Annotated in this window: 9 protein-coding genes; 3 read left to right on the top strand and 6 right to left on the bottom strand. The window is 53.0% G+C overall.

What is annotated here, in order from left to right; translation table 11 throughout:
* Nucleotides 1–3 precede the first annotated feature (3 nt).
* Together F7P81_RS09425 and F7P81_RS09420 are read right to left on the bottom strand one after the other, a co-directional pair.
* Nucleotides 4–1089 carry a siderophore-interacting protein gene (locus F7P81_RS09425; RefSeq protein WP_151159287.1) on the bottom strand — a complete coding sequence of 362 codons (1086 nt, stop codon included), beginning with the start codon at nucleotides 1087–1089 and terminating at the stop codon, nucleotides 4–6.
* Nucleotides 1090–1175: 86 nt separating this feature from the next.
* Nucleotides 1176–3293, bottom strand: coding sequence for a TonB-dependent hemoglobin/transferrin/lactoferrin family receptor (locus F7P81_RS09420; RefSeq protein ID WP_151159286.1), 2118 nt, complete (start codon nucleotides 3291–3293; stop codon nucleotides 1176–1178).
* Nucleotides 3294–3491: 198 nt separating this feature from the next.
* Here F7P81_RS09420 and F7P81_RS09415 point away from each other — a divergent pair, with 198 nt between their 5' ends.
* Entirely contained in the window at nucleotides 3492–4340 is an 849-nt protein-coding gene (locus F7P81_RS09415; RefSeq protein WP_246176080.1) for a heme/hemin ABC transporter substrate-binding protein, read from the top strand.
* Nucleotides 4341–4346: 6 nt separating this feature from the next.
* On the opposite strand, the gene F7P81_RS09410 is transcribed toward F7P81_RS09415, so the two are convergent.
* The gene (locus F7P81_RS09410) at nucleotides 4347–4922 is read right to left on the bottom strand and encodes a TetR/AcrR family transcriptional regulator (RefSeq protein WP_083646959.1); all 576 of its coding nucleotides are present in this window, start codon (nucleotides 4920–4922) and stop codon (nucleotides 4347–4349) included.
* A gap of 126 nt (nucleotides 4923–5048) precedes the next feature.
* Between F7P81_RS09410 and F7P81_RS09405 the strand changes: the two genes are divergently transcribed.
* Nucleotides 5049–6524: an MFS transporter gene (locus F7P81_RS09405; RefSeq protein ID WP_022710360.1), complete on the top strand. Its 1476-nt coding sequence runs from the start codon at nucleotides 5049–5051 to the stop codon at nucleotides 6522–6524.
* A gap of 60 nt (nucleotides 6525–6584) precedes the next feature.
* Here the strand turns inward: F7P81_RS09405 and F7P81_RS09400 are convergent, their stop codons facing one another.
* Both F7P81_RS09400 and F7P81_RS09395 read right to left on the bottom strand, forming a co-directional pair.
* Nucleotides 6585–7517: a bile acid:sodium symporter family protein gene (locus tag F7P81_RS09400; RefSeq protein ID WP_151159284.1), complete on the bottom strand. Its 933-nt coding sequence runs from the start codon at nucleotides 7515–7517 to the stop codon at nucleotides 6585–6587.
* A 213-nt stretch (nucleotides 7518–7730) separates the two neighbouring features.
* On the bottom strand, nucleotides 7731–9050 hold the full coding sequence (locus tag F7P81_RS09395) for an MFS transporter (RefSeq protein ID WP_151159283.1): 1320 nt from the start codon (nucleotides 9048–9050) through the stop codon (nucleotides 7731–7733).
* Nucleotides 9051–9271: 221 nt separating this feature from the next.
* Between F7P81_RS09395 and F7P81_RS09390 the strand changes: the two genes are divergently transcribed.
* Nucleotides 9272–11083, top strand: a complete 1812-nt coding sequence (locus tag F7P81_RS09390; RefSeq protein ID WP_151159282.1) for a LysR family transcriptional regulator — start codon at nucleotides 9272–9274, stop codon at nucleotides 11081–11083.
* A gap of 173 nt (nucleotides 11084–11256) precedes the next feature.
* Here F7P81_RS09390 and F7P81_RS09385 read toward each other — a convergent pair whose 3' ends face one another.
* Nucleotides 11257–12903: a thiourocanate hydratase gene (locus F7P81_RS09385; protein ID WP_022710357.1), complete on the bottom strand. Its 1647-nt coding sequence runs from the start codon at nucleotides 12901–12903 to the stop codon at nucleotides 11257–11259.
* Between the last annotated feature and the right edge of the window lie 23 nt (nucleotides 12904–12926).

Genomic DNA, 12926 nt, shown 5'->3' with positions numbered 1-12926 from the left:
ATATCAACCGGCCATAAAGCCGGTTGAATCTTTCTGCCAGTAACCGGCGACCAGTGTCTGGTCACGGGATTTACCAAGCTGTTTGCGCCAGTAATCGCGCATGATTTTGGCAGTGTCAGCTTCACCGGCAAACCAGCCGAAACTGTCACTACCGTCCGGCCATGGCAAGGCGCGGAGTCTGTCTGTCAGCACTGTTGCGGCTGCATCCTGATCGGCATTCACAATCCATTCGATAGTCACACCTTCAGGATGTGTGAGCGGCTGAATATCAGATTGCGCATCAACGGCAATCAGCACATGGCCGGTAACATCGGGTGCGAATTCTTCCAGCATCCGCCCGACAGCGGGCAGGCCGGTCATATCCGTACCGATCAGATATTGTTTTGCCTGTCGCAGCGGACGGCCAACCGGCCCCATCAGACCGGCAATATCACCTTCGCGGGCATTTTTAGCCCATTGGCTGGCCAGCCCTTCGGTTTCATGAATATAGAAGTCAATTTCCATCCAGCCTTCTTCAATATTGAGATTGCGGATGGTGTAAGCGCGCGCTGCCGGCCGCTTTGTTTCATCCGGCCAGAAGGGCAGGCCGTTCGGTCCCATGATCGGCCAGACAGGCTGCGGCACATCTTGGGTCGGCAATAACAGCCGCACATGCATCGCACCGAACAGGGAAAAACGTTTGAGGTCTTCACCGCTGAAACGGATACGTAGCATATGCGGTGTGAAATAACGGGTTGAAACAACATTCATCAGCCGGAATTGCGGCAGTGGCTGCTCACCGGCATGATCGCCTTCCCAGAGAATGTCCGGTGCTTCTTCTTTGGTATAGAGTTTGATGGCAACGGCAGCCAGATCTTTCAGGCGGCTCAGCCCGACAGTTTCACCGGCATGTAATGAAACCTGATAACCTTCAGGCTGCGATTTCAGCTCGATCTGCCCGAAAGGATAATAAAATGCGTGCAGTTCTTCTTGCGCATCATAATGCGCTTCATAGGAGTTGAGACGGTCGATAATCGGCGGCAGGTAGCTTGCCCCGTTGACGAGGCGGATATTGGCATAGCTGTGCAGTGATGATGAATGCTCTGACACGGTGTTCTCGATTTTGGAAACAGGATGAACGCAAAAAAGACAGGCAGCATAAAATGCCGCCTGCCAGACTGGAGAGGATTGGCGTTTTAACCGCCGAAACGTCCGGTAATGGCCACTTTGAAAGTGCGGCCTTTGCCTTGTTCTATATCTGTGGTTGTTGCCCAGCCGGTTTGTGCGTCGGTATAGGCTTTGTTGAATATATTATCGACGCCGAAGTCGAGCTTCACATTGTCAGTGACCTGCCAGTTGGCAAACACATTCACCAGATCAGTGCGCGGATAGACGGTCACGCCATTGCTGATCGCACGGGTCACTTTGCCAAGGCTCTGATATTCAATGCCGTAAACCAGACGGTCATCCAGAGCTTTAAGACCCAGCGCGGCGCTGAAATTATGCAGCGGCGTGTTGCTCAGGGATTCGCCCTTATAGATACCGTCTTTCATTTCCGCATCGGTATAAGAGGCGGCAAGGTTCACATAGCCCCACCATGTGTCATAGGTGCCTTCCAGTTCTACGCCACGCAGACGGGCGGTGCCGACATTCTCGGAGGTCGTGTACTTGTCGATTTTAACGGTGTTGATGTAATCTTTCACATCGGTGTGGAAGATATTGAGTTTGGTGCGCAGCTGATCTCCGGCTTCAATCAGATTATCCTGCCGCAGATTGATACCCGCCTCATAGGTAGTGGCGACTTCCGGTTTGAGAAACAGGTTCGGCTCATAGCCGGAACCGTGAGAACCGTTCTGGCGGAACACATCCTGCATATGCGGAACGCGATAACCCTGCGCATAAAGTCCGTAGAACTGAATGCCTTCAATAGGGGTGATACCGACACTCAGACGCGGGGAAACGCGGTTACCGTCGAGGCTGACATCCTGAGACGGATTACCCGGAGAGGCTTTGCTGGTGCCATCCAGATTATAACCGTCATAACGGACAGCACCGATCACTTCGAGCCATTTCTGATATTCGCCCTGCCATTGCACAAAGCCGCCATAGGCCTGCTGCTCGCCATTGCCGAAATTGTCGGTATCGGAGCGTCCGCGCAATTTATAGTAATCCATGCCGTAGGTTACGGTGTGTTTCAGGCTCCCGGTTTCAAAACGCGAGCTGTTATGGGCGCGGAAACCGGATGTCGAAACATCATAATAACGGGTTTTTCCATAGTCTTTCAGCTGCCAGACCTGAAACTGGTCATTATCCGTCGCGCTGTGATAGGCGTTGACGGAGAGACCCCAGAACGGATTATCATCCGGTCTGTAGGTGTAGCTACCTGTATAGGTGCTGACGATCGTATCAGCATTATAGCGCGACAGGGTTGGAGAGGCCGAGCCGCTGCTGCCGGTGATGATATCTTCATATTTCTGGCGGGAGATGCCGAATTTCAGCTCATGGCCTTCTGCAGGGCGCAGGGTGACTTTACCCATGCCGCTGATGGCTTTTTCACCTGTCCAGCGCACATAATCGCCGTCACCATTCTTATATTCATCACTGTCACGGTAATTGAGATTACCGATGACATCGAAATTCTCATTAAAGCGGTAAGCGCCGGTTGTGCTGGTGAGGAAGCCTTTTCCATTGCTTTCATAGCGCAGCTTTTCGCTCAAAGCCCAAGTTTCACCGTCATAGAGAAAGTCGCGGGCATCTTTGGTTTCAAAAGCAACCACGCCGCCAATGGCACCGGAACCATAGATGTTGGAAACGGGGCCGCGAATAACGGTCACCTGCTTGAGCAGTTCCGGTTCAATATAGAACGAGCCGGAACCGTGGCCGACACGCCAGTAATCCTGCCTCGCGCCATCCAACGTTACTGCAACACGGCCATATTGCTGAAGGCCGCGAATATTAATCGAGGTTGCCGGATCATCACCGTTCAGAGAGGCATGAACACCCGGTGTGAAGCGGAAAATATCGGCAGACGTCACCGGCTGTATGCGGTCGATCTGCTGGCGGGAGATCAGACTGGTGGAAGCAATCGCATCAATCACCGCCTGATCATTGCTGAGCGGGGAGATGGTGATGGTATCGAGTTCCAGCACCTGAGACTTCGCTTTGTCGGCGGGTTTTTGCTCGTCTGTTTGTTGCTGGGTTTTAAACGGCTTAGTCTGGGCAAGAAGAGGTGTTGCACTGAATGCGAACAGCCCGATTGTACTGAGCACGGTTGTACCCAGCAGACGAAACGCGGATTTCTGAGAGATTTTCATATTGCCCCCGATGATGCTGCCGGTTCACAGCGGGAGGGATTTCCGGCTATTGGCATGCATTAAGTTGACTCATTAACTCATATTAATTAGAGGCTATATAAATCATGATAAATAGAGTCAACTTTAATTATGCAAATCAGACAATTGTTCACTAAAGCGAAAAATCATCCCGATTATTACGCAATGAAGGCGATATTTTTGCTCACAATCGCTCTGATCGTTGTGGTGTTCTGGCTGAATGTGAGTTCTGCCCGTGCCGCGCAGCAACAAGGCACGGCGCAACGCATTATCACGCTCGGGCCAGATGTGACCGAAATCGTCTATGCACTCGGCGCGGATGAAAAAATCATCGCCCTTGATCGCAGCAGCAAATATCCGGCGGATACAGCCAGTAAGACCAATGTCGGTTACCGCCGCAGCCTGTCCGCCGAAGGTGTGCTGGCTCTGCATCCCGATCTGATTATCGCGTCGGAAGATATCGGCCCGCCGGAAGTGGTGGATGTGCTCAACCAGTCCGGTGTGCCTGTGCTGTATATTCCGGCGGTTAACAGCCGTGAGGGACTGGTTACAAAAATCAGCCTGATTGCCGAGCGTCTGCAGCTGGAGCCGCAGGGGGAAGTGCTGACAAAATCGGTTACGGCAGATTTTGATGCGGCTATGGCGCATGTGCGCAAAGTCTCGGAAGGGCGGGGAAAGAAAGTGGTGTTCTTCCACGGGCTGGCGAAGCTGAGCGGCGCGGGCAGTGATACGGCGGCAGATGCCTTTATCCGCCATGCAGGGGGCGTTAATCCGCTTGCGGTCTATAAAGGCTATAAAGCCGTGTCAGCAGAATGGTTGCTGGAAGCGGAGCCGGAAGTGGTGCTGATGCTGTCCGACGGGGCAGGCGGGCCTAAAGCAGAGGATGTGTTCTCGGATAAAGCGCTGCAAAACACGCCCGCAGCCCGAAACAAGGCACTGATCGTACTTGACGGGCCCTATATGCTTGGTTTCGGCCCGCGTACGGCAGAAGCTGTGCGCATTCTTGCTGATGCGCTTTATGGACAGTAATACAGATTAATCATCAACATCTTTGGGTAGCAGCTTTTCAATGTCGTGGAAAATCTGCTGCCATTCTTCTTCATTCAGATCAAAAAGCTGGAAACTGCGCAGCAGAAAAGCACCTTCATTGGCGATGAATGCAAGGCGGGTATTGCGTCCTTGCTGAGTGGAGACATCCAGCCCGTCCAGTTGTTTGCGATACCATTGCCGTGTTTTATCCAGCTGTTCTGAACTGGGTTCAAGACTGGCAAGCATGGCTGCAAGACGTGAATCACCAAGCGGGTCACTGTCCCTTGTCACACGAATATGCGCCGCTATATGGGAGAGGGCATCGGTTCTGCCATTCTGCATGGCGGTCACCTGTTTGTCGAAATCAATGCCCCAGCGTGTCAGCATAGCATCGACCAGTCCGTCTTTATTGCCGAAACAATATTGCACGCCGCCCTTGGTGATACCGGCAGCCTTGGCCAGCGCATCAATGGTCAAAGCCGGTGCGCCATGCTCCACAACGATCTTTTCGGCCAGATCCAGCAAATGATTGCGGTCAATGGTGCGCGGACGGCCAATTTTTTTGAGTTTTTTACTTTCCATACGTATGGATTTAAATTAACGACCATCAGGTTTCAAGCTTTTTCCGTAAAACAACACATTTTGTCGTTCTGCGGGGCAGGTTATAAAAGTGCTGAAACTTCAGCACAGAAGAAGTGGATATTATCAATGACATTGCATAATCGCTGGCTGGTACTGGCCATCGTCTCAAGTGCATTATTCCTGATCGTGATTGATATGACTGTGCTTTACACAGCATTGCCGCGGCTTACCCATGATCTTGCGGCCAGCGCATCAGAGAAACTCTGGATTATTAATGCTTACCCGCTGGTCGTTGCAGGCCTGTTGCCGGGTGTCGGCAGTCTTGGCGACCGTCTGGGGCATAAACGCATGTTCACAGCGGGGCTTGTGGTTTTTGGTATTGCGTCACTCGCGGCAGCCTATGCACCAAATGCGGAAATGCTGATTGCTGCCCGCGTGCTGCTTGCCGTTGGTGCTGCAATGATGATGCCGGCAACACTCTCGATCATTCGCCTGACTTTCGAGGATGAGAACGAACGCTCTTTCGCAATCGGTATCTGGGCGGCGGTGGCCTCCGGCGGTGCAGCCTTCGGTCCTGTTGTCGGTGGTGTTTTGCTGGAATATTTCTGGTGGGGTTCCGTCTTCCTTATCAATGTGCCGGTGGTGCTGATTGCGCTGGTTCTGGCTTTGACCGTGCTGGAGACCCGTCCCGGTAATAAAAACCGCCAATGGGATCTGATCGGTTCCGTTCAGGTGATGATCGGTCTTGTCGGTGTGACTTTTGCCCTGAAAGAGCTGGCCAAGCGCGACAGTTCCATGTTGCTCTTTACCGTCTCTATGATTGTCGGTTTGATTGCGCTGGTGGTGTTCTATCGCAGGCAGCGGGCAACCAATGGTATGCTGGTTGATTTCTCGCTGTTTGGTAACCGCAAATTCTCGTCCGGCGTGATGGCAGCTTCTGTCTCTTCGGCAGCTCTGATCGGTGTGGAGCTGGTTTTTAGCCAGCGTTTGCAGCTTGTTGCCGGTTATTCGCCGCTGCAGGCCGGTCTGCTCATTCTGCCAATTCCGCTGGCCGCCTTTGTTGCGGGGCCGCTGGTTGGTTGGGGGCTGCCAAAAATCGGTGAGGCACGGGTGCTTTGGGGTGGTATGCTGATTACCGGTCTTGGTACTGCGCTTTATCTGCTGAGCTTCCAGATGCAGCCGCAGATCTGGCTGATCGGCCTGATGATTATGGGTTTTGGTGTCGGTGCCGCAATGACCGGTGCTTCAACCGCAATCATGGGCAATGCGCCGGAAGAAAAAGCCGGTATGGCAGCTTCCGTTGAGGAAGTGTCCTATGAGCTTGGCGGTGCCACAGGCGTTACGATTTTCGGCAGTCTGATGACCGCAATCTATACGGCATTCATGATCGTGCCGGAAGGATCGGGTTTTCCTGAAACGATCCGTGACAGTCTGGATGAAGCTTTGCTGCTGGCAGAAACCCTGCCTGCGGAACAGGCACAGCATCTGCGTGAGGTTGGCTTTATGGCCTTCGATCAGGCCTTTATGTGGGTGATTGCAACGGCGTCATTGCTGATTTTTGCAACGGCATTGCTGATCTACCGGATGAACCGGAAAGCATAAAAAAAGACCGGCTCATTCTGACGGATGAGCCGGTCTTACTATTTTGAACAGAGATGATGATTATTTATCATCTTTCATACGGGCGAAATAATTCGCCAGCAGCGCACCGGAAATATTGTGCCATACGCTGAAAATCGCGCTTGGCACTGCGGCCAGCGGCGAGAAATGCGCATTGGCAAGGGCGGCACCTAGACCGCTGTTCTGCATACCGACTTCAACTGCAATGGCTTTGCGCTTGGCAAGCGACATGCCGGTAAGTTTGGCAGCGATAAAGCCCAGCATATAGCCGATGCCATTGTGCAGAACCACGACCACGAAGATGAGCAGGCCGGAAGTAGCGATAGCGCCTTTGCTGCCTGCCACAACAGCGGCAACAATGAGCACAATACCGGTCACGCTTACCAGCGGCAGCACAGGGACAGCAGATTTAACAATACCCGGAATGAGTTTCTGCGCCAGCACGCCGAGTGCCAGCGGCACGAGGATTACTTTAACAATGCTCATGAACATTGCCATTGCATCAACCGGCAGGAACTGGCTGGCGAAGAACCAGACGAGGAATGGCGTTACCAGCGGTGCAGCCAGCGTGGTCACGCTGGTGCAGGCAACGGACAGCGCCACATCGCCTTTGCCGAGATAGGTCATCACATTGCTGGATGTACCGCCCGGGCAACAGCCGACGAGAATAACACCGGCAGCGACTTCCGGTGACATCGGAATGATCTTGGTCAGCAGTACGGCAAGCAGCGGCATAATCAGAAACTGCGAGGCAACACCGATACCCACATCGACCGGGCGGCGTACCACTTCACGGAAGTCATCAAGGGAGAGGGTAAGACCCATGCCGAACATGATGATACCGAGCAGGGTAACAATATAAGGGGCGAATTGTTTAAAGGTCTCAGGGAATACAAAACCCAGTACGGCAAACAGCAGAACCCAGACCGCAAAAGTCTTGCCTACGAAAGCCGAAAAGCTTGCCAGCATTTTCATTACAGATAGTCCTTATTTAATAACTACCCCCGCTCTAAATTTTATGAGGCGGCATGGCAAGTTATTAATGAAATAAAATAAGTGCATTACGGGTAATAAAATGAGTCTGTACGGCAGGCATATAGGCCTAAAGTTTCAGAGCAGCTGTAAATAAAAACACCCGCCATAGCTGTGTATGGCGGGTGCGTTAGTTTTGTTTGTCAGTCTGTATCGTCAGGCTGTCTTTTTATTGTCGCCCATTTGGAAAATCGCGAACAATGCGATAACAGCTGCGATACTGACATACCATGCAGGGGCGCTGTAGCCGAGCGAAGTGGTGCCGAGCCATGTCAGCGCTGCCGGAGCAAAACCACCGAAAATCGTGGTGGAGATGTTATAGGCCAGCGACATACCGGTTGAACGGATATGGGTCGGGAAGACTTCAGACAGGGCGGAAGGTGCAACACCAACCACACCGGCTACCATCACACAGAAGCAGCTCTGAACAGTGATCAGGGTGCCGAGTGTCGGTGAGTGATGCAGCCACCACAATAGCGGATGAATAGCAATCAGCAGCACGGTTGTGGTGATCGCCAGTGTCAGACGACGGCCGATCTTGTCGGAAACAGCACCGGCAGCGATACAGGCAATAGCCATCAGAATATTACTGATAAGTGCCGAGATGAATGCCTGCGTACCGGTGAAACCGAATGCGCGCTGCACATAGACCGGCATATAGATAACCATGACATAGACGCTGGCTGCCCAGAGCACGGAGAAGGCTGTACCTTTGAGCAATGCACCGCGATAAGTGGTGAAAATCTCTTTCAGCGGAGCATGTTCTTTATGCGCGGCTTCCGGCTTTTCGTCGAATTTTGCCTTGAAATGCGGTGTTTCATCAAGCGAACGGCGCATCCACAGACCGACAGGTGCAATCAGCAGGCCGAGGATGAACGGAATACGCCAGCCCCAGTCACCGATCTGATCTTCAGTCAGCAGCGATGTAACGCCCAGTGCTACAAAGGCACCGATAATATTGGAAAATGCCATACTGGCCTGCAGCCATGCAGCATATTTGCCCTTCTGACCTTCCGGTGCATGTTCTACCAGAAACGCCGCCGCACTGCCGACTTCACCACCGGCTGAGAAGCCCTGCAAGACACGGCCTGCAAGAATAATCATCGGTGCGCCGATACCGATAGCGGCATAGGTTGGTGCAATAGCAATCAGCAGTGTTCCGGCTGCCATAATCATGATGGTCAGAAACAGCGCCGCTTTGCGACCGGCTTTATCAGCGTAAACGCCGAGCACAACCGCGCCGAGCGGACGGATCAGAAAGCCGAGGCCGAAGGCCAGAAACGACTTGATCAGTTCGACAGTGTCATTGCCGCCAGGAAAGAAATTCTTGGCGATATAAACCGCAAACAAGGCGTAGATTGTAAAATCATACCATTCCAGAGCATTACCGATTGAGGCAGCAGCGACAGCCTTTTTGGCGTTGGAATTATGCTTTGTATGCGATGGTATAGTTGGATTATGTGTAACGTCCGTCATAGGACTGGCTCTCCCCCAAACATTCCGGCTGTGGTCTTTTATCTCTCATCTCCCACCAGCAATACGAGACAGTAACAATTTAACTTTGTGTCGGCATTTGACAAAAAATGAATGTCTCCATAGCGAAAAACGAAATAGTGTTTCGACGGAACAATATTTTTGTATTTATGGCATATTGGATTGATATTCTTGGTAAAAATCACTGATGAAGGTCTGTGCCTATGATCGAGCTGCGGCAGCTTTCTTACTTCGTGGCGGCCTGCCATCAAACCAGTTTCAGCAAGGCGGCTGAAATGCTGGACATTGCGCTGTCAACGCTCAGCGTGGCACTGCAGAATCTGGAGGAGGAAGTCGGCGCTCAGTTGTTCCGTCGCGTGCCTGCGGGGCTTACCCCGACTGTGGCCGGGCGCTGGCTTTACCGTGCTGCTATCCCACTGTTACAGGCTGAAGCTTTTACCCGTCAGGCGGCGATGCGGGAATGTACCGAAGAGAATGAATTCAGCCATCTGGTGGTGGAAGTCCAGCTGATGTTCTCGCTGGGCAATGTCTCCAAAGCCATCAGTACGGCGCTTGCCGGATTGCAGAAAGACTATCCGGATGTGTTTATTGAGCCGCATTGGGGCAGTGCGGATGGTGATCCGGCTTTACCGCTGACAGAGAGTGCGAAAAGCAGCCGGATTGTTTTCAGCTATGAGAAAAAGGGTGTCGCTATTCACGATGATCCGTGGGTGCTGGCGCGCAGCCTGCCGGTACAGTCAGGCGAAGCGCCTGCTTTGCAGGATATGCTGGCTGGCCCTGTGATTGTGCCTGCATTGCCGGAACCGCTGCTGCATGACCTCTCTGCTTATCTGGCAAAGCACTCGATTAAAAATATCCGTTTCACGCAGGACCATCCGGGCACTCTGGCACGTTTAAGCGGGGAGCATCCTGATACGGCCTTTCTGGTGCCGCAAAGCACGCTTGCCAACCGTATGGGGCTGCATCGTCTTAAACTGGTGCCGCTTGATCCGCCGCTCATCAGTCAGGTGCGGGTGCATATTGCCGATCCTCATCCGGTGGCGGAAGAGACTGTGCGCCGTATTCGTGCGGCACTGATTTCCGGTGAAACATCGCCGCTTTATCAGCCGCAGCTGACCAGACGGCAATTCAGCTATTTCCGGCTCATTGACAAAAATCGCAATCTCACAGCAGCCGCCCGTATGGCTAAAGTCGCCCAACCGGCTATTACCGGACAATTGCGCAAGATGGAGCAGGTGATCGGCAAGCCGCTGTTCGAGCGTCGCCGCGACGGACTGGTGCCGACAGATGCCGGACGGGTTTTTCGTATCGGCAGCGATCTGATTGATGCGCGTTTGCAATCTATGGCCGTGCATAGTGCGGGATCGCTGGGGCGCAACCGTTCGCGTTTACGCATCGGCGTGCTGCCATCCGTCAGTCAGGAAAGTACTTTGCTGGCAGGGATGACCGATGCCGTGCTGCGCTGGCGAAAGAACCATCCGCAGATTGATCTGCAAATTCTCGAAGCTCCGACGAGTGTCTTGCAGGATTGGGTGCAGGCGGGTGTGATCAGCCTTGCCGTGCTGGAAACCGATATGCCGCATATGGCGCGTTTCAGCCTTAACGTGGAAGAGCCTCTGTCACTGATCTGTCATCCCGATCTGGCAGCAGAACTCTCTAAGGGTGCAGCGATTGATCTGGAGGCGCTTCGTCAGGTGCCGCTGGTTCTACCGACTTTGACTTTCGGCATCCGGCAATTGCTGGATGCCCAACTGAGCGAGCACAACTTGTCCGTTGAACCGGTCATCGAGATCAATTCTCTGCCGATGATGATCGCGATGATCCGGCGTGAAAAGCTTGCCACTTTGCTGCCGGTCTCAGCCGTGCGCCGTGATCTGGAGCAGGGAACATTGGTAAGCCTTGAACTCAAGCCGCATATTCTGCGCAGGTTGTTTGTGATTTATTCCAATGCCCGCACCCTGACGGTTGCCGAAAGAGAACTGGTGCGCGAATTGCGCGAGGCACTTACTCCATAATCGGCTTAGAGCGCCGTGTGCCAGACTTGGCACACAAAGGTCGCTCTAACACTTTAAAATTAGAGCATAATTTTACCTTAAACTGATCTAAGTTTAAGGAATTATGCTCTGGGAATGAAAACAGGCGAAACCGGAGTTCCGCCTGTTTTCTTCACGGGGGCATTTTCTAGGTTTTACGCCAGATTGAAGTGGCGGATGTTTTTCTTTTCCGCTTCGTCCAGCGCTTCTTCATAACCGGCATCGGCATAACGCATCACGCCGAGCGAAGTGTCATTGGTCAGCGACAGTTCAATGCGGGTATCCGCATCATCTGTACCATCGGCCACAACGGTTACACCCGCGCTGGTCATGTAGCCGGAATAGCCGCCGCCACCGGAATGGATCGCGACCAGATCGGCCTGCGACGAGCACATAGCCAGACCATTGATTAGTGGCCAGTCGGCAATCGCATCAGAACCGTCACGCATATTTTCAGTCATGATATTCGGATGCGCCATGGCACCGGCATCAAGATGGTCGCGGGTAAAGGCAACAGGGCCAGACAATGTACCATCACGCACCATGCTGTTCACTGCGAGTGCCAGCTGAGTACGTTCACCATGCCCGAGCCATGCAATACGTGCCGGCAGACCTTCAAACGGTACATTTTTACCGGCGAGATGGATCCAGTTGGTGACAATGCGGTTATCCGCAAATGCTTTGAGAATGTAATTGTCGATAATGCGGATATCTTCCTGATTATTCGACAGTGCAATCCAGCGGAACGGGCCAATCGCGCGGCAGAACAACGGACGCAGGAAGGCTTCGGTGAAGACCGGAATGTTGAACGCATCTGCTACACCGCCGTCTTTGGCGTGAGTGCGGATCAGGTTGCCATTGTCAAAAACGACCGAACCGGCTTTCTGGAAGCCAAGCATTGCTGTGACATGACGAACAATGGAAGCGCGGCTTTCATTCATCAGGGTCTGCGGATCGCTCTTGCGCATGGCACGGGCTTCATCCAGCGAACGGGTCGCTGGTACATAGCCGTAAACCAGATCATGCGCGGAGGTCTGGTCAGTCACGATATCCGGAATGATGTTGCGTGCCAGAATCTGCTCATAAAGATCAGCGGCATTGCCGTGAACGCCGATGGAAACAGCGCGTTTTTCAGCCATTGCTGTTTTGACCTGCGCCAGCGCATCGTCCAGATCTTTGGCAATCACATCAAGGAAGCCGATATCCTTGCGCTTCTGAATACGTTCCTGATCGATTTCAACGCAGAGCGTAACAGCACCGGCCATACGGCCTGCCAGCGGCTGAGCGCCGCCCATGCCGCCAAGACCGGCGGTGAGGATCAGACGACCGGCCAGATCATTATTGAAGCTCTGTTCGGCAATACGCATGAAGATTTCATAGGTGCCCTGAATAACACCCTGCGAGCCGATATACTGCCAGTCACCGGCAGTAAGACCGCCCCAGCAGATCAGGTTCTGCTTTTCCCATTCGTAGAAATTTTCAGCCTTTGCCCACTGACCAACCATATTGCAGTTGGCCATAATCACGACCGGTGCCTGTTTATGGGTTTTCAAAATACCAATCGGCTTGCCGGACTGCACGACGAGGGTTTCGTCTTCTTCAATCTTGTGCAGGCTTTCAACGATCTTGTCATGGGACGGCCAGTCGCGTGCGGCTTTGCCGAGTGCAGCATAGACCACCAGATTGTCAGGGTCTTCACCCACAGCCAGCACGTTTTCCATCAAACGCAGCAGACCTTCAGCGCGCCAGTTCTTACAGCGCAGCTCGGTGCCGGATGTGACGTTAAATTGTTTCTTGGACATAATAATACTTTCTAAACCGCTAA

Source organism: Pseudochrobactrum saccharolyticum (genome assembly GCF_008801715.1).
GTDB lineage: Bacteria > Pseudomonadota > Alphaproteobacteria > Rhizobiales > Rhizobiaceae > Pseudochrobactrum > Pseudochrobactrum saccharolyticum.
The sequence above is the reverse complement of the archived record's forward strand: the minus strand, read 5'-3'. Positions and strand labels throughout refer to the sequence as shown.

Coding starts and splice junctions, on each gene's coding strand:
- F7P81_RS09405 (WP_022710360.1), top strand. CDS start 5,049: ATGACATTGCATAATCGCTGGCTGGTACTGGCCATCGTCTCAAGTGCA.
- F7P81_RS09395 (WP_151159283.1), bottom strand. CDS start 9,050: ATGACGGACGTTACACATAATCCAACTATACCATCGCATACAAAGCAT.
- F7P81_RS09400 (WP_151159284.1), bottom strand. CDS start 7,517: ATGAAAATGCTGGCAAGCTTTTCGGCTTTCGTAGGCAAGACTTTTGCG.
- F7P81_RS09420 (WP_151159286.1), bottom strand. CDS start 3,293: ATGAAAATCTCTCAGAAATCCGCGTTTCGTCTGCTGGGTACAACCGTG.
- F7P81_RS09410 (WP_083646959.1), bottom strand. CDS start 4,922: ATGGAAAGTAAAAAACTCAAAAAAATTGGCCGTCCGCGCACCATTGAC.
- F7P81_RS09390 (WP_151159282.1), top strand. CDS start 9,272: ATGATCGAGCTGCGGCAGCTTTCTTACTTCGTGGCGGCCTGCCATCAA.
- F7P81_RS09385 (WP_022710357.1), bottom strand. CDS start 12,903: ATGTCCAAGAAACAATTTAACGTCACATCCGGCACCGAGCTGCGCTGT.